The following is an 18,146-nucleotide window of genomic DNA, read 5'->3' as shown; positions in this document are numbered from 1 at the left end:
CGGTCGAAATTTTACACCACGTCTAATTAGTCGAGCAGCTGTTATACGGTACACGGTACTTGAGAGAATGTAGCCTTGACTTTGACTAGAAAAAATAGCTCTAAAGAAAAACTGCAAAGGGTCTACCATTCGCTACCGGCTTTTACCTTAGCATCGAAACGTCATTTGAGTCAAGTTTTGGCCGTCCAACTTTCCAGATCCTCGGTCTTTAATGTGAGCGTCCCAATCATAAGTCCGATCTATGATTGGTTGCCAGTCAGGTTGCGCTCTTTGATGGTAAATCTTGAATGCGTCATCGATGGTAATGACCCCATGGCTGGCTGTTGTACACAAAAAATACGACACTTTTCCAGATAGCACTGCCGCGCACTTAGTCCACTGTGATCGTCGTAATGCTACATCTGTCTACCATTGTGACTATAGATTCTATGAGAAAGTTGTCGTCGGCTTTTCAATTCCAGGTATTCTTCCGGCACCACCCTAGGTTTGGAGTCTAGGAGTCCGGGTGTGAAGGGTTACACGTATCTTTTATGGCTAAGTTGACTTTATGGTCATAAATGTTCTTTGTGCAGGTAATAATTGTCTCCACTTAAAGGCCTTAGAACCGCACCCATATATCCGTGACGCACATCTCTTGACAAACGATCGTTCCACCTCTTGGTTACTTATTAATCCGACCCATTGTTCCCAAGCTTGCTAAGCCCCGTTCGTGACAGCCCATCCAACTGCTAAAAGACCTCTTTCGACTTCGCGTCGTATGAATCTGTGCAAAGATGAAAGTCACCAATGAGTGCCCTTAATTGCCATTCATTCTTAGGGATTCGTCGGTGTGACCGCTAGGATGATCCGCAATCCAGGCTGATTGAAAAAATAGCTTTGAAAAGACACGCGGGTAAAATCTCCGTTTGGAATCAAATAAACGTTTAACTAATGACGTAAGAATCTACTGTAGTCATCAAGCATCTTGTTTGAGCGTGCCATTTTTGAAGACTAGCTTACTTTGAAGACCCTCTGTTCAGATTTTTCAGGTCTTGAGCGTGCTCTTTTGACCCCAAGGCGGGTCTGGATCACTTTACCGTGGCTCGGAATTTAGAGCCCTATGCCGTCACGACGTCCTTGATCCTGACCACTCTTTCTTTGCATTGTGTAGCCTATTTTACCTTTTCTTTATTCTTAGTCTTTTTACGCAACCGTGAAGATTGTAAGAGACCGTGGCTGTGTTACCATTTTTGTCAGACAACGTCCCATTTTTTTGTATTGAAATAAAAATTAGTCTAATTAGTCTAATTAGTCTAATTAGTATTCAAATACCTCCGACTGCCTATTTAATAATACAAAAATTTACGTGAATGCGCTTTAATCAATGTATCCAGTTTCCACAGGTAGACAGATTTCCAGGATGCAAATCTCTACAGCCTTGTGTATGTATCAAATCTGCCTCTGAAAACATACATAGATTGGCATCGCACTGCAATAGATCCTTAAACGTCGGTATGGATCAGGAATCTGCGGTGTATGCCCAACCGGAAGCTTTCTTTGTGTATCTCTGGCGCAAATTCTTAAACGACCAGTCTAATGACAATGCGCAATGTATTCATCCAGGTGCTGTCCACGATTTACGCACGAATAGCGTGAGAGCAGCTAGCGCTCTACCTTATGCCTCAGGCACAGCCCTTGTGTTACCAAATAAAAACAATGTAAACAATTCACGTAGATCCACCCAAAGCCCCGCTAACGTCCTTGTCCGTCCAACCATCCCAGGAGATATCAGTGCGCTATCAGTTTCTCACCTAGCGGTTTTGTTTGCGTTCGCTAAATTGAGAGAATTCGCCAGACATTTCAAAAAGCACTGCAAAGGCCATCACGACTTCGCAAGACCCTCTAGCTATCTGGCTCATAAGGCAGAACGTCCTGAGTATTCAGGCAAATTCGCTAAATCTATGTGCGGGTCACATCAGGAAAACGTGAGACGCTCGACAGCATCTTGGGTCGTCAATGACAATCCTCATAATCATCCGTTCCCAGGAATAGGAGCGTTAAGGCTGAACGAGCATTCAGGTTAGTCAGGCTTCCGAGCCATTAAATGGTTTCCAGAATAGCCTTTAAGGAAAACACTTGTTTTGGTCCACGTCGGCAAAACAGATGACGTTCTGAGAGTCTAGTGTGCTGCAGGCTTACGTAGTAGACAGAAATGATTTAGCTGATATGGTACAAAGAATTGAGTCAGGCTTTACAAGGATCATTTAAAGAATAGAGTTATTTGGGGCTCAAAAAGAGGTCCCCTAGCTCCATCGCCTAACTGGTTTATGACTTGCCTACGTTATTTTGATTGAATTGCCGGTAATATTAGGGACCACAATCATAATGTATTCTTTGAATTGCTGAAAGCTAAGCTTTTTCCAGGAATGCCAATTATGCCAATGAGCAGCAAACATAAGATTTATCAGCGGTGGCAGTAAACCAGTATTGTGTATAAGAGGGTCTACTGTCCACGGAATACAGGCTACCTCTTTCTTAGCCCTTATCACAATGGTGGGCACAGCGGGGGTGTGTTCAGCATAAATTTCCCACCCGGTATTTAGACGAGCCGTCTTTTTTTGGGATGTCGAATGAAACTTTTGAATGCCCGTCCACAGGTTTTCCAGTTTTGTCTGTCCCGGTAGCCTTGGGCTCATCGCCCTTTACGTTTGCAATCTTTACTGTGACTACCTCCTTATGCGATTTTTTACTGTCCACGTCAAAGAGTAAACCATTAGACTAACTATGGATCACATCTTGCTCATCTCTTATCCCCACGTCCCAAAAACACCAGCGCTACATCACACGTATCAGATCCCTTGTGATATGACGTTACTAGAAAGCAATTATCGTAACTCCTCTACCTCCTCGGTCTTGGAAGGGTTCATCAGTTTGCTCGTAGCTTAACCAGCGCGTTGCGTAGGGATTATAATGATGGCGAGCATAATCATCTGTTGTATCTAAGCCGTCCTGACTAATTTTAACTCATCAGTTAACTACGATGAACCAATGCCCAAGTTTTCCCTTATGGATCCTCCATTGTGTATGGGGTTACTAGGTTTCGGAGTCCGTCAGCTTTTAAATGCCCTTTTATGCTTTCAAAGCAGGTAACGGCACCACCTTATGTTGACAAACGATATCTAGCTGGAACTTAGCTGACATTGACTTGCTAATCTGTTATGCTAACGCATCTTAAAAGCTTGGGTTCATCTTGTTAAATCAAGCTTTCTCTTAGCGGGGTCTTGCCGCTAGGATCATTTAAACATCTTTTGCTCAACGTCTGCGTAATGAAGCATCTTTCTTTGGTTTAGCTTAGCGTGGGCATTGAGAGCCTACTGTAGACAGAGGGATTTTTTTATAACATAATCCAGCTTGTGCAAGATTCGTGCAATGCTAGTGTGATGTTAGGAATACAACAGCATCTAAATCATCAAAGACCTCATTTGTGTTGTCTGCCGAAAGAGCAACACATTTTTTAGGAGATGCCCGTCAGACAGGGACCCGTTCCATCTTGTTTAAACCGCCAACCGTCTACCATATAAATAATCTAACGCATGTGATGTTGCGTTGTTATGCCAGACATTTGATACTACCGATGGTTTTAAGCCACGTCCCATTTATCAAACTCGGGGTCGTTGCGGGCTACCTATCTAAATCTCCAGACTACTGTAGAGAGTTCTCAAAAAACTGCAAAGATTTACGCTGACCTCTGGCGGTTTCTCTGATTTCTGCGTTACCGCCAGCATCAATCATTGTGTACCTCAACGCTAGGGATAGGACCTCATTGACCCCAACATCGCCCAAAACAAATCCCTTGTCTTTGTCTGATGACCTAAATAAATTAATTCAGCGATTAATTAGTATGACCCAAATTCGACATTGTGTTAGTCATATCAGTACCCGTGGCAGCCGTCACGAGCATTCACGTAGGACCTAGCTCTTACTATCAGGTAGCTTGGGTCTTTCACTTAGCCTATTTGGTAGAGCGCTGAACCAAGCAAAGTATCTATCTTTAGCTAGTTAATGATATTTACGTTATTATTATAGCAGGTTGCGTTTTCTGTCCGTCACGCTAGGGACCCAGATAGGCTAAAAGACACAAAAGAAAAGGTTACAACATCTACGTTCCACTGTCGGAGCTTCGTTCTCACGTCAGTTGCGAACAGGCATAACGCATTTTTGAACTGACTAACGGCGAGGAGGCTACTATCGTCCGTTGCGATAAACAATGGCGGTTATTAGCTAGTCTTAGCTCTCTAAATCGCCAGAAAACCGCAATGCTTCCGATAACTCCTATGCAGACAATACCTTTGTGGGCTTCATTCTCACCTCTGTTGTCATGACCTCGAAAACTATCTATCTTTGTGGGTGGACCCTGTTAGTCTTTTGAGCCCATCGCATCTGCAAAAGCGTTACAACACTAATTGGTTTGGAACCGACTAAATAGCTTAAATCCAGTAAGAAATCGGATTTATTGAATGCACGAGCAGCCTTAGGATCAATGGCGGCACCCTCGTGCTCAGATGACCGCTATCAGGTCAGAGCTCCGTTAGCGGGTAATCAGCTTGGTAGCTTTTCAAATAATTATTCCACTGACTTAGATTCTCACCCATATAGCCGATATGATGTAGCCTTTTGACTGCCAGAAGTTGCGAATGCAGGCGAAGCTCTTTCATTCTCGTTACAACGTACTATCGATGCCAAGCTTGTCAGGCAGTCGCATCCTTTGTGTAGCGAGACTTAGTAAAAAAATGATGTTTATGATTCTATGCCACACGCTTTTCAAAGAGTATGGTATCTTTTGGTTACAACGACTACCTCTCCCCGCATCGTTCACGGAATTTGACATAATTTTCACACGCTATTTGGTTATCATATTCTTTTCAGGTTTTAATCACGACATCTGCCCCTTGTTATCAACCAGTCAGCGGTACTGCTTCCACAAGTAGACGTAAATCGGTATGGGGTTTGTCTTAGCGGTTTTAGCGGGTCTTTTCAATATAATCAACTTTTCAAATACCGTAAAGTCGTATCGATGGAAGCTGAGCAGCAGTCTGCGGTAGCCCGGTCCCAGCGCTCTACAAAGAGTTGCGAATCACGACACGCTATCACGGCTACAGAAGATTCGTACTCTTGTGCTTTTTATTGTGTCATTTGAGAGCCAAACATTGTCAGATGACCCATAGGAGCTTCGCAAGGGCTGTGATTTGTCTCAACACGTGGCATGACCACTTTTAGAATTTTAGGAATGCCCAGGAAATGATCTTGGTTTGGTTAAAGCTGTGCCAAAATTCGCTAGTACAGAAGGTCACGCTCGTGGCAAATTGTGCAAATGAAAGTCGCTTTTTGTTTTCCTACTATCGTCAAAATTTTCGCAATGCTACCGCTATTAGTATTCCCTTTCCACCCTGTTATGCTGTTGGTTGCCAATATTATAGCAGGCAAAGTAGACCGTTGTCGAACCGTCGTTCTATGTTGTATCGCTGTGTAGACCTCACCATTATTCCACTTTTTAAGGCAGCATTTCAAATGACCTCTATGAATTTAATAATGCTCGCTCAACGCATTATCTGATTGTGTTCTATCATATCAGTGATCACACAAGGAAAATCCCACAATTTTCCAGATAGGAATAATCCGTTAGGATTGCAATCTTGCATGGGGTAGTCCAGACGTGAGAGTCCCCTGTGGTGGAGAAAGTTGACATGTTAATGTATTGCTGCTTTAGCAGTCGAGGATTAATGCCCTTCGGAAAATACGAATGGACCAGAAAACGTTGACCTATTATGCCCTAGCTGTTAGCGAGAAGATTTAAAGGGAACGGGTTAATCATATGGGAGATACATAACTCATGTGACCTAAAATTGTGTCATCGAAAGGAGACAATACCATTGACCTACTAGGGATTAACTACTATCAACCACGTCGTATCAAAGCTAAGGAAAATCCAGCTGACATTGACCCCAACTGTCCTATGCCAGAAGATTACTTTGACTACTACGATATGCCAAATAAAAAGATGAACCCTTACCGTGGCTGGGAAATTTACGAAAAAGGGATTTACGATATCCTCATCAATGTCCGTGACCATTATGGTAATATTCCTTGCTACATCTCTGAAAATGGTATGGGGGTCGAAGGCGAGATGCCCTTATGCCCTTATGCCCTTATGCCCTTATCAATGAAAGGGACCATCTTTATCCCATTCCCCAGTTTCCACTTCATTCTTTTTGATTCTTTTGTATTGATCCTCAAAAGTTGACACTTAGTAAAAAACACGCTTTTCCACGTCCCACCATTTATCACCCGGTGCTCCACTTGTGATGTTTTGATAGCTTAGGATTGAAATTTTCCAGTTGCTAATCATCGAAAGAGCTTGAATGCCTTTTGATCTTGTTTGCGAGTGATAATTTCAGACTCCATCACACAAACAGTAGACAGATGATTTGATAGGTGACACCGCCTGTGCGGATTTTTCTTTGAAGTTGACATCTACTGATCATTTTCGAGGATTTTGTGTTATGCCAATTTACGTAGCTTAGCGGTTGCCAATGCCTTGAGAGAGAGCTTTTCAAGTTCGCAAGTTTTGGCTCATGTGACCTTGGGATGTCGCCACACGGATTGCGTTCAGGCTTTAATGAAGCTCTCGCTAGTAGCCTTGCTATCAAAGCCTATCATGAAAGTCAAGATGGACAGATTGGTATCATTTTGAACCTCACACCTAGCTATCCTCGTGATGAGAAAAACGCTGAGGATGTTAAGGCAGCTCGTATTGCTGACGCATTTTTCAACCGCTCTTTTCTTGACCCAGCGATTAAGGGAGAATATCCAGAAGATTTGATTGCTATCGTAAAAGACCTTGATATGATTCCTCAACATACATCAGAAGACCTTAAAACCATCAAAGACAATACCATTGACCTACTAGGGATTAACTACTATCAACCACGTCGTATCAAAGCTAAGGAAAATCCAGCTGACATTGACCCCAACTGTCCTATGCCAGAAGATTACTTTGACTACTACGATATGCCAAATAAAAAGATGAACCCTTACCGTGGCTGGGAAATTTACGAAAAAGGGATTTACGATATCCTCATCAATGTCCGTGACCATTATGGTAATATTCCTTGCTACATCTCTGAAAATGGTATGGGGGTCGAAGGCGAGATGCCCTTATGCCCTTATGCCCTTATGCCCTTATCAATGAAAGGGACCATCTTTATCCCATTCCCCAGTTTCCACTTCATTCTTTTTGATTCTTTTGTATTGATCCTCAAAAGTTGACACTTAGTAAAAAACACGCTTTTCCACGTCCCACCATTTATCACCCGGTGCTCCACTTGTGATGTTTTGATAGCTTAGGATTGAAATTTTCCAGTTGCTAATCATCGAAAGAGCTTGAATGCCTTTTGATCTTGTTTGCGAGTGATAATTTCAGACTCCATCACACAAACAGTAGACAGATGATTTGATAGGTGACACCGCCTGTGCGGATTTTTCTTTGAAGTTGACATCTACTGATCATTTTCGAGGATTTTGTGTTATGCCAATTTACGTAGCTTAGCGGTTGCCAATGCCTTGAGAGAGAGCTTTTCAAGTTCGCAAGTTTTGGCTCATGTGACCTTGGGATGTCGCCACACGGATTGCGTTCAGGCTTTAATGAAGCTCTCGCTAGTAGCCTTGCTATCAAAGCCTATCATGAAAGTCAAGATGGACAGATTGGTATCATTTTGAACCTCACACCTAGCTATCCTCGTGATGAGAAAAACGCTGAGGATGTTAAGGCAGCTCGTATTGCTGACGCATTTTTCAACCGCTCTTTTCTTGACCCAGCGATTAAGGGAGAATATCCAGAAGATTTGATTGCTATCGTAAAAGACCTTGATATGATTCCTCAACATACATCAGAAGACCTTAAAACCATCAAAGACAATACCATTGACCTACTAGGGATTAACTACTATCAACCACGTCGTATCAAAGCTAAGGAAAATCCAGCTGACATTGACCCCAACTGTCCTATGCCAGAAGATTACTTTGACTACTACGATATGCCAAATAAAAAGATGAACCCTTACCGTGGCTGGGAAATTTACGAAAAAGGGATTTACGATATCCTCATCAATGTCCGTGACCATTATGGTAATATTCCTTGCTACATCTCTGAAAATGGTATGGGGGTCGAAGGCGAGGAACGCTACATCAATGCTAATGGGCAAATCGAAGACGACTACCGTATTGACTTTATCAAAGACCATCTCCGCTATCTCCACCAAGCCATCCAAGAAGGGGCTAACTGCCTAGGCTATCACCTCTGGACTTGCATGGATAACTGGTCTTGGACAAATGCTTATAAAAATCGCTACGGCTTGATTGCTGTTGACCTTGATAAAGAAGGCAAACGCACCATCAAAAAATCCGGCTACTTCTTTAAAACACTAGCTGAGCAAAATGGCTTTTCAGACTAACACAATCCGTTAGGACTCCACTCCTAACGGATTGTGTTAGTATTAGACAAAAAAGAGAGAGTTCCAAAATGATAGCTCTCCCCTCTTCAAAATAATTGTTATGCCAATTTACGTAGCTTAGCGGTTGCCAATGCCTTTTTGTAAAGCACTATTGTCCTTTAGGTTTTGTGCTCATCTTTTGCACCCATTCTTCGCAATCCACTTTATCATTTTTGATTATTTCGGATTGATCCTTACCAGTTGACACAAATCGAAAAACAGTGAATGCCACGTCTTCTTGTTTATCACTGATAATTCTATGTATGGATTTTTTGACTCGCAAAACATCGCCACAATGAACTGTATAGTCTTTTATAACATCCTCCTCTAAGACTTGAATGGTCACACTTCCTTTTGTTGGTACGATGATTTCCTCAATAGCTTGGTGCTTGTGCCAATCCTGAACTGTATTTGCAGGTAAAACATTTTGGTGAATTTCAAATTCTGGATATAAGAAATAATGCACCTTAGTTCCATTGTCTTTTTCAACAAAAATAGCATCTGAAAGCTGACGAATGTCAATAGATTGTACCATAACTCTCTCCTTCAATCCTATTCAAAGAAAACGAAACTGGCACAAACTCAGCTTCGTTTATTGACTTTGTTATCGTGGCAAGCTATTCTAGCGTTTGCTAAAACGGTTACATTTATTGCTAACAAAAATTACTTGACATCAACCTTTTGATACAAATGCATCATTTCAATAGCAACCTCTTTTAGAGTCATAGTTGTCATGAGGTGGTCTTGGGCATGCACCATGATGATTTCCATTTTCATCTCAACGCCTTTAGCATAGTCTTGAAGCAACTTGGTTTGTGCGTGGTGTGCTTCTAAAAGTGAAGCATTCGCCATTTCAAGCTGTTCGGAAGCTTTTTTATAGTCGCCATTACGCATACTAGCAAAAGCGTCATGAACAGCCGTTCTAGCCTCACCACTGTGCAAGATAATTTCAAAAGCAGCAATCTGTAATTCTTCTTTATCCATATGACAACCCCTTTATAGACTGCTTTCAATCAGCTGTGCCATTTTTTCGACACCCATAGGAATTGGAACATAAGCTTGTGGTGGAATTTGTACCACAGGTTTTCCAACTTTTTCACCAGCTTCTTTGAATTGTGCAAAGTACATCTTTGTTTGCGGGCTAATCAAGTAGACATCATACTCTGCATCCGCAATAGCCTGTGCTCCTTCGCTAGAACTAATCGCATCTACTGTAATCGCCTTGCCCTCTTTTTCAAAGAAGGCTGTTGTCTTTTGTGCCATAAGAGATGAGGACATACCAGCTGCACAAATAATCAATGCTTTTGACATAATTTTTCTCCTTTTACTGCTAAAAATCAAATAACTAAAGATATTCGTCGTTTTGACTATCTTTGTTTAGATTATAGCATACAAAAAGATAAATGTCTAGTCTTTTATATTTTAAATCTATTCTTTTCGGCGAGAAAAGAGCAAAAAAAGACCGTCGCCATCACGACAGCCTTCTAAGAGATTATTTAACAGCGTCTTTAAGAGCTTTACCAGCTTTGAATGCTGGAACTTTTGAAGCTGCGATTTCGATTTCTTTACCAGTTTGTGGGTTGCGTCCTTTACGAGCAGCACGTTCACGTACTTCAAAGTTACCAAAACCGATAAGTTGTACTTTTTCACCTTCTGAAAGGAATTCAGTTACTGCTGCAAAAACTGCGTCAACAGCTGCGGCTGAATCTTTCTTTGTTAAGTCTGTAGCTTCTGCTACTTTTGCAATCAAATCTTGTTTGTTAGCCATTTTAACAAATCCTCCAATAATTTATAAGCTTATGCTTTAACAAAAACTATGATACCTAAAAATCGCTGTTACGTCAAGTTATTAACGTTTTGAAGCGCTTTTTTTCTTAAAAATATCAAAGGTAAATTGGTCATTGACCAGATCGATACTGGTGGCTTTGAGATAGATACCAGCATCGTTTTTGAGGTTCTGCAAATTGATAGTAATCGTGGCTTTTTGAGGGTTGACAACGACAATATCAGGCAGTTTGTAGCTGGATTTGATGTATTGCAAGACTTCCTTTTGAGGAAGAGAGAGCGTCCCAACGGAAAAAGACGTCACCTTCAGCTGCACAGCACCATTTGAGAGGCGTAGCGGCTCAAAGTAGACATAAAGCGGCACCTCGTAGCCAAGCAAAGTGTAGGTCCCCTCAAATAAAATGGAAGACGAGGCAGCATAGACCTGATAGGAAAAGTCCTTGCTCTGATAATCGCTCAAAAAAGCTGCAATGGTGTCGTTTAACTCTTCCTTATGCGTGGTAAAGGTGCCGACCTTGACACTGCTTGCTGTTTGGTTAACCGTCTTTTGGCTACTGGACTCTCTTGGCTGTATCAGACGGCTAGTCACCACACCGATAAAGCCGATATTGATGGCAAGAAGCAGCAAAAGCCCCCACTTCCACCAGTTAATCTTTCGTCCAAGAATCTTTTGTTTCACTGATTTTCTCCATTACTTGATCTGACATGATTTGATAGCCGATGTTATTGGGATGGAAATGATCTCCCTCAAAGAGGGCATCGTTCAGGACATTGGTCTGCGTGCCAGAAGTCTGAACGATACCTTCTTTTCCATCAATGCCCTTGTAGAGCGCGTCATTGATAGGGACAAAGTAGACATTTTGGTACTCTTTGACAACCTCTTCTGTCGCTGTATTCCAATTGTCAATGACCTCTTGCATTTGAGTCATATCTGGAAAATTGAGGTAAAAGGGATTGTAAATCCCAAGAACATAGATAGGGAGCGTGCTGTTGTCTTGTCGTGCCACTTCAATGATTGAGCGCAGGCGCTTCTGATAAGCTTTGGCGGGCTGTTTAAAGCTATTAACGCTAAGCTTTGTTAGATTTTTACGGATAACCGCCATGACATCATTGCCTCCAACGGTAAGCGTCATCAAATCAGCTTTTTTGAGGGTAGTCTGGATCTTTGTCTGCTTTTTCATGCGACTCAAAATCTGAGCACTTGTATTGCCCGAAATGCCATAATTCTCACTATGCACTGTGTAGCCATACTTGCTCTCTAGTGCTTGCGCTAAAATGGGCACAAAACCGCCTTGGTCAGTCGTGTCTCCTACCCCTTGCGTCAGCGAGTCACCGATTGCCACATAATTGAGCGTCTTTGTGCTTTGCTTTAAAAAGTCTGCCTTGGTCAGTTTGGGGTCAGACTTTGGGATGAGTAGGTTAAAGAGCAAAATGGATAAAACAAGACTCACTAAAAAGAAAGCAAGTCCTGTTATTACTGATTTTTTACTCATAGCGCACCATAACTGCAAAGGCATTTTCACCCGTGTGGGTCTGGATGATAGAGCCTGTCTCAAGCACAGAAATTGGAGCTCCTAAGACTTTTAATTTTTCCTTGAAGGTATTTGCCAAATCAGCCGTTCCGCAGTAAGAAATCCCAATCTCTGCGATTTTGCGCCCTTTGACATGCTCCATAAACTGGTCGAACCATTTGTTAAATGCTTTAGCACCACGTCCCTTGACAATCGGCACTAGCTCATGGTCTTTCATCTCAACGACGACACGGATGTTTAACAGCGATGTCAAGACACCAGTCACACGTCCGATACGTCCACCTTTGACAAGGTTTTCAAGAGTAGAGACACCCATGAAAAGCTCAGACTTCTCACGCACTTCATTAACACGCTCCACAACAGCAGCTAAATCTGCGCCGGTTCTTGCGAGTTTTGCAGCCTCTACCACTTGGAACTTCTGGCATTGGTCGGTGAAGGTGGAGTCGATGACTGTCACTTCAACACCTGCTAGATTCGCCCCTTGGCGAGCAGCCTCGATGGTCCCCGAGAGGGTGTGTGATAGGTGAATAGAGACGATGTCTGTCGCTCCTTCTTGGTACAAACGCTCATAGACCTCGGCAAAAACACCAACGGGTGGTTGGCTGGTTTTTGGGAGATTTTTGCTATTACGCATTAAGTTAAGGAATTTGCCTTCCTCTTTGAGGTCACTATCTGAATAAAGCACGCCATCAACCATGACAGATAGTGGCACCACCGTAATATCAAGTTCTTTTATAAGTTCGGGTTCGATTGTAAGGGAGGAATCCGTTACAATTTTTACATTTGCCATAATCTTTTCCTGTCTAATATAATAATTCTCCTCTCTATTATACCAAATTTTAAGGAAAACCGTATTGACAAAATCAAAAAGATTGGAAACCCAATCTTTCTACGCTTTTTTGAGCAATTCTCTGGCTTGTGTGCGAGCGGCTTCTGTAACGTCGCTGCCTGCTAGCATTTTAGCAATTTCTTCGACACGCTCATCTTCATTCAGCAAACGTACCGTTGAGACCGTTGAGTTGTCGTCAGAGACTTTCTCGATGAAAAACTGATAATCGGCAATAGCAATGACCTGCGGTAAATGCGATATGGCAAGCACCTGCGAGTGACTACCGATCTTGTAAATCTTTTGAGCAATAGCCTGTGCCACACGCCCAGATACACCTGTGTCCACCTCGTCAAAGACAATGCTAGTCTTGTCCTCCTTGCGGGAAAAGGCGGACTTGATGGCTAACATCAAACGTGAGATTTCACCGCCAGACGCTACCTTGACCAGCGGTTTAAAGCCTTCACCGGGGTTGGTTGAGATGTAAAACTCGATGACTTCATTGCCGTCCTTGCCAAACTTGCCTTTCGTAAAGTTGACCTTAAAGTCTGCTTTTTCCATGTATAACTCGGTCAGCTCCTGCTTAATCTCGGCTTCTAAGACTTTAGCGAGCTCATGACGCTTGTTGCTCAATAGCTTAGCGGACTGGATGAGTTCTTTTTCCAATTTTTTCAGTTCCAACTCTAAGTCATTGCTAGCGCTGGTATTGCCTGTGAGGAGGTTGTACTCTTTGACACTATTGTCAAAATACTCTAGCACATCGTCTACGCTGCCGCCGTACTTGCGCGTAATGGCGTTGATAGTGTCTAGTCTGCTCTCGATTTTTTGCAGGTAGCCTGCGTCAAAGTCCAGATTGTCAATTATGTCCTCTAGGCGTTTAGCCACCTCCTCAAGGACATAATAGCTGTCTGTCAGGCTGGTTGAGAGCTCCTTGTAGTCAGGGTCAAACTCCTCAAGCGTTATCAGCTCGTTCATGGCAGAGCGGACGTTTGAGAGGCTAGAAAACTCTTCATTGTCCAGCATGACAAAGGCATTGTTTAGCGTGTCTGCGATGTTTTTGTAGTTCATGAGCTTGTCACGCTCTTGGGTGAGTTTTTTGTCCTCACCAGACTTGAGATTAGCCGCCTCAATCTCTGCAATCTGAAACTCCAACATCTCAATGCGCTCTTTGTGCTCTTTTTCGTTTTTTTGCTTGAGCGCAACCTGCTTGCGTAGTTCACGATAAGCCTCAAAGGTCTTGCGATAGCTGGACTTGATGGTTTTAAAGTCTCTGTCGCCAAACTCATCAAGCATATGGATATGGAGCTGTGGGCGCATAAGCTCTTCTTGGTCGTGTTGCCCGTGAATGTCAACTAGGTGCTGTCCAACGGCACGTAGCGTGGTCAGATTGACCATGCGTCCATTGATACGGCTGACGCTACGTCCATTGTGGAAGATTTCTCTGCGGATAATCAGCTCATCTGAAAAAGCAATGCCATTTTCCTCCAAGATATGAGCCAGTACAGGATTGTCATTGACCGAAAAGAAGCCTTCAATCTCAGCCTTGTCCGCACCGTGACGAATGACCTCAACGCTGGCACGTGCCCCAAGCATCATATTCATAGCGTCAATGATGATGGACTTTCCAGCACCAGTCTCTCCAGTAAGCACAGTCATGCCATTATCAAAAGTCAAGGAAATCTCCTCAATGATGGCAAAGTTTTTGATGGAAATTTCTAATAACATGCCTGCTCCTTTCTAGGACTCCGTAAACATCCACTCTGTCAAGGTCTTTTGCACCTGCTCTGCTACTTTTTCTTCTCTCACTAGAACCAGCAGGCTATCATCATCTGCGATAATGCCCAATAAATCAGACGTAAAGCGGTTTTTCAGACGTGTTTTGAGCACACGGCTGTTGCCTGGGATGACATCAACCGACAAAAAGAAAACCTCACCAAAAATAGGCTGTGACACTGTCAAAATAGGACTCGGCTTTTTCTTGACCACATCAGGTCTAGCTGGCATTTCGACTTCCTTAGAAAAGCCGTAAATGTAGTGACCTGAGCCAGACGGCACCTTGATAATGCCGATTTCATTCATATCTCGGGAAATAGTCGCCTGCGTCAAGTGCATGCCACGCTCATCTAGCAAGTCTAACAGTTCTTGCTGGGTCTCGATAGCTTCTGTCGTTACCAGCTCCTTAATCACTTCTAAGCGCTCTTTTTTTTTCATCATTTCTTAAACTCCTCATGTGCTTTTTCGATAATGGTATCTATCTGGTTAATCACCAGATTTTGCGGATTGCCCTCTTTTTTCAAATGCGCTAAAAATTCGATATTGCCATGTCCGCCTTGGATCGGTGAAAAATCAAGCCCACAGACGGTATAGCCAGACTCTAGCGCAAACTGACACACTTGCTGGATGACCATCTCATGAACTTTTTTGTCCTTGACAATGCCATTTTTGCCGATGTATTCTCGCCCTGCTTCAAACTGCGGCTTGATAAGAGCCACCACCTCGCCACCATCAGCTAGAACCTTTGCAAGAGCTGGCAAGATCAAACCCAGCGAGATAAAACTCACATCAATGGAAGCAAAGGTCGGCTGACCATGTGTAAAATCACTAGGTTCAGCATAGCGAAAATTGTACTGCTCCATGCTGATGACCCGCTCATCTTGGCGGAGTTTCCAGACCAGCTGGTTGGTCCCCACATCTACGGCGTAGACCAGTTTTGCCCCAGACTGCAGCATGACATCTGTGAAGCCACCTGTTGAGGCTCCAATATCAAGCGTGGTCGCTCCCTCAACAGAAATGCCAAACACGTCCAGTGCTTTTTCTAACTTTAGCCCACCACGGCTGACGTAGCGCAGTTTTTCGCCCTTTAGCTTAAGCTCGGTGCTACTGTCAATCTTCTCACCTGGTTTATCAAAGCGCTCACCGTTTAAAACAGCGATGACAAGACCTGCCATGACACCACGCTTGGCTTGCTCTCTGGTTTCAAAAAGCCCTTGTTTGTAGGCAAGAACATCTACTCTTTCCTTAGCCATCTAGTCGTAACCTTTCTAATAACGTTCTTAGTTTTACAAAGTTTCTTGCTTGCTTGGCTTCTAGTTTTTGGACAAGCGCTAGCGCTTGGTTAAGACTGTCCTCAAGGATGTGATAAGACTGGTCTAAGCCTAGTAAGCTCGGATACGTAGCTTTCTGTGCAGTCACATCTTTCTTTGGCGTCTTGCCCAAGGTCTCAAAGTCCGCCGTCACATCTAAAATATCATCTCGCACCTGAAAGGCTAGACCAACCAGCTGACCTACCTCCTCTAAAAGTGCCTGCTCATCCTGCGACACTTCTGCTAATAACCCAGCTGCTAAGAAAGGATAAGTCAGAAGACAGCCTGTCTTGTGCTGGTGAATAGCTGCCAAATCAGCTAGAGAAGGCTGCGTATGCTCAGCTGCCATATCCAGCATTTGCCCAGCCACCATCCCAAACGTTCCTGATGCTTGCGAGAGAGCCTGTATCAGCTTAATCTTGACACTATCAGCCAAGTCTGCTTCGGCAATCAAGCCAAAAGGGTCTAAAAAGAGACTGTCCCCTGCTAGAATAGCCGTCGCCTCATCAAACTGCTTGTGATTGGTCAAGCGCCCACGGCGATAGTCGTCATCGTCCATGGCAGGCAAATCGTCATGAATCAAGCTGGCGGTGTGAATCATCTCAAGAGCAGCCGCCACATCATAGTGACTAGACTCAAGACTCACGCCAAAGTCCTCCAGCAAATCCAGTAAAATCAGCGGTCGTAAGCGTTTACCTCCACCATCAACCGAGTACAAAATCGCATCAATCAGTCTCTCTGAAACAGCGCCATGTCGCTCATAGTAGGCATGAATCGCCTTGTCTACGTATTGCTTTTTATCCATTAGCTGTCCATCTCTACTTCTGTGCCGTCGTCTTGCATGACTGTGACTAGGGTCTTTTCAGCTTCTTTGAGCGTTTGTTGCAACTCTTTTGAAAGAGCCATGCCCTTTTGAAACTCGCTGATAGCATCCTCTAGCGCCACGTCCCCTGTCTCAAGCTTGGTGACGATGGCTTCTAGTGCCTGTAAATTTTCCTCAAATGTGTGTTCTTTTGACATCTTCTACCTCAACTTCTAGCTGACCATCTCGCATGATAATCTGCAAGTGGTCGCCCTTTTCTAGCGCTTTAGCACTGGATAGTGCTGTATCGTTTTGTTTGACAATAGCATAGCCCCGTGCCACAATGCGTGAGGTATCTAGTGACAAAAGCGCATCCTGTGCTCGCTCAAAGCGTGCTAACTTGCTGTCGTATTGATTGGTCATGGTCGTTAGCAACAGACGCTTGAGATGAGCTAGATTTTCTTTGTTTCTCTCTATTCTCTTTGATAAATCAAGCCCCAGTAAGCGTTGCGTGAGCAGTGCTTCTTGCTGCTGATTGTGGCTATAAATCTGGCGCATGCTGTTTGAAAGCCCCATGCTCAAGCGGTCGAGCTTTTGCATGTAGCCGTCATACAAGCGCTCTGGCTGACGAAATATAACCGACTGACGAGACTTGGCTAAGCGCTCCTCAAGACGCTTAATGGTCGCAAGGGTAGCTTGATAGCTGCGTTGCCTGCGCTCAGCTACAAAGGCGAGTACATCTGCCTTGGTCACAGGCGTGGCAAGCTCAGCCGCAGCTGTAGGCGTTGCTGCACGTTTGTCTGCGACAAAGTCTGATAAGGTCGTGTCTGTCTCATGTCCGACACTGGAGATGATAGGCAGACGAGACTCAAAAATCGCCTCCACAACCGCTTCTTCATTGAAAGCCCAGAGGTCCTCAATCGTCCCGCCGCCACGTCCAACAATCAAAACATCCAAGTCCTCACGTTGATTGGCTTTTCGAATATTGTCCACAATCTCTTGAGCGCTGCCTTCACCTTGCACCTTGGTGGGAAAGAGTACAATGTCCACACCAGCAAAACGGCGTGAAACCGTGGTGATAATGTCTCTAATCACCGCTCCACTAGGACTGGTAACCACACCGATTTTCTTTGGAAAGCGTGGGAGTGCCTGCTTGTGCTTATCGTCAAAATAGCCAGCCTTAGTCAGCTTTGCCTTTAACTGCTCAAACTGCACCGCTAAAGCTCCTATCCCGTCTGGCTCTGCCTTTTCGATGATAATCGAGTAAGACCCACTTGGCTCATAGAGCTCAATTCGTCCGATGACGTTGATTTTCATGCCCTCTTCAAGCTCAAAGCCCAGCTCTTTAAACTGCCTTGCCCACATGGTCGCTTTGATAACCGCTTTTTCATCCTTGAGGGAAAAATACTGGTGACCAGCTCGAGGACGAAAGTTTGAGACCTGCCCTGTCAGATAAACCCGCTCTAGGTAAGGGTCTTTACTAAACTTCAAACTCAGATACTTGGTCAAGCTAGATACCGATAAATAATCTGTCACGAGGCTCTCCTTTCTAACATGAATACTTGCATACTGCTATTATTATACCAAATT

General features: G+C 43.8%; 13 protein-coding genes and 3 pseudogenes. 3 read left to right on the top strand and 13 right to left on the bottom strand.

The annotated features are described in order from the left end of the window. Window positions 1-5,899 precede the first annotated feature (5,899 nt). From G5B60_RS03035 to G5B60_RS03025, 3 pseudogenes are all read left to right on the top strand, one after another. A pseudogene (locus tag G5B60_RS03035) lies at window positions 5,900-6,163 on the top strand (family 1 glycosylhydrolase); the annotation flags it as partial. A 488-nt stretch (window positions 6,164-6,651) separates the two neighbouring features. Next, window positions 6,652-7,188 (top strand): annotated as a pseudogene (locus tag G5B60_RS03030) (family 1 glycosylhydrolase); the annotation flags it as partial. Between the two features lie 488 nt (window positions 7,189-7,676). Continuing rightward, a pseudogene (locus G5B60_RS03025) lies at window positions 7,677-8,489 on the top strand (glycoside hydrolase family 1 protein); the annotation flags it as partial. 148 nt (window positions 8,490-8,637) lie between these two features. Here G5B60_RS03025 and G5B60_RS03020 read toward each other — a convergent pair. The 13 genes from G5B60_RS03020 to xseA all read right to left on the bottom strand — a co-directional run bounded on the left by G5B60_RS03020 (window position 8,638) and on the right by xseA (window position 18,092). Continuing rightward, on the bottom strand, window positions 8,638-9,063 hold the full coding sequence (locus tag G5B60_RS03020; protein ID WP_164682597.1) for a cupin domain-containing protein: 426 nt from the start codon (window positions 9,061-9,063) through the stop codon (window positions 8,638-8,640). Window positions 9,064-9,191: 128 nt separating this feature from the next. Next, the gene (locus G5B60_RS03015; protein ID WP_164682595.1) at window positions 9,192-9,512 is read right to left on the bottom strand and encodes a PTS cellobiose transporter subunit IIA; all 321 of its coding nucleotides are present in this window, start codon (window positions 9,510-9,512) and stop codon (window positions 9,192-9,194) included. Window positions 9,513-9,524: 12 nt separating this feature from the next. Next, on the bottom strand, window positions 9,525-9,839 hold the full coding sequence (locus G5B60_RS03010; RefSeq protein ID WP_115270470.1) for a PTS cellobiose transporter subunit IIB: 315 nt from the start codon (window positions 9,837-9,839) through the stop codon (window positions 9,525-9,527). A gap of 181 nt (window positions 9,840-10,020) precedes the next feature. Beyond that, complete coding sequence (locus G5B60_RS03005) at window positions 10,021-10,296, bottom strand: HU family DNA-binding protein (RefSeq protein ID WP_115270472.1); 276 nt, start codon at window positions 10,294-10,296, stop codon at window positions 10,021-10,023. An 81-nt stretch (window positions 10,297-10,377) separates the two neighbouring features. Next, window positions 10,378-10,992, bottom strand: coding sequence for a YpmS family protein (locus tag G5B60_RS03000; RefSeq protein ID WP_115270474.1), 615 nt, complete (start codon window positions 10,990-10,992; stop codon window positions 10,378-10,380). Further along, a complete protein-coding gene (locus G5B60_RS02995; protein ID WP_164682593.1) occupies window positions 10,961-11,806 on the bottom strand; it encodes an SGNH/GDSL hydrolase family protein in 846 nt (281 codons plus the stop codon). The genes G5B60_RS03000 and G5B60_RS02995 overlap by 32 nt, the downstream gene beginning before the upstream one ends. Next, window positions 11,799-12,635: a DegV family protein gene (locus G5B60_RS02990; RefSeq protein ID WP_164682591.1), complete on the bottom strand. Its 837-nt coding sequence runs from the start codon at window positions 12,633-12,635 to the stop codon at window positions 11,799-11,801. Before G5B60_RS02990 ends, G5B60_RS02995 begins: the two co-directional genes overlap by 8 nt. Before the next feature lie 99 nt (window positions 12,636-12,734). Beyond that, on the bottom strand, window positions 12,735-14,396 hold the full coding sequence (recN, locus tag G5B60_RS02985) for a DNA repair protein RecN (protein WP_164682589.1): 1,662 nt from the start codon (window positions 14,394-14,396) through the stop codon (window positions 12,735-12,737). A gap of 12 nt (window positions 14,397-14,408) precedes the next feature. Beyond that, complete coding sequence (locus G5B60_RS02980; RefSeq protein ID WP_241154472.1) at window positions 14,409-14,885, bottom strand: arginine repressor; 477 nt, start codon at window positions 14,883-14,885, stop codon at window positions 14,409-14,411. Further along, complete coding sequence (locus G5B60_RS02975) at window positions 14,882-15,697, bottom strand: TlyA family RNA methyltransferase (RefSeq protein WP_164682587.1); 816 nt, start codon at window positions 15,695-15,697, stop codon at window positions 14,882-14,884. Before G5B60_RS02975 ends, G5B60_RS02980 begins: the two co-directional genes overlap by 4 nt. Continuing rightward, window positions 15,690-16,559, bottom strand: coding sequence for a polyprenyl synthetase family protein (locus tag G5B60_RS02970; protein WP_164682585.1), 870 nt, complete (start codon window positions 16,557-16,559; stop codon window positions 15,690-15,692). Before G5B60_RS02970 ends, G5B60_RS02975 begins: the two co-directional genes overlap by 8 nt. Beyond that, complete coding sequence (locus G5B60_RS02965; RefSeq protein ID WP_115270488.1) at window positions 16,559-16,774, bottom strand: exodeoxyribonuclease VII small subunit; 216 nt, start codon at window positions 16,772-16,774, stop codon at window positions 16,559-16,561. Before G5B60_RS02965 ends, G5B60_RS02970 begins: the two co-directional genes overlap by 1 nt. Next, window positions 16,752-18,092, bottom strand: coding sequence for an exodeoxyribonuclease VII large subunit (xseA, locus tag G5B60_RS02960; RefSeq protein WP_164682583.1), 1,341 nt, complete (start codon window positions 18,090-18,092; stop codon window positions 16,752-16,754). Before xseA ends, G5B60_RS02965 begins: the two co-directional genes overlap by 23 nt. Between the last annotated feature and the right edge of the window lie 54 nt (window positions 18,093-18,146).

The sequence above is a fragment of the Streptococcus hyointestinalis genome, assembly GCF_011039275.1.
Lineage (GTDB): Bacteria > Bacillota > Bacilli > Lactobacillales > Streptococcaceae > Streptococcus > Streptococcus hyointestinalis_A.
This window is presented reverse-complemented; position numbering and strand designations above follow the sequence as displayed.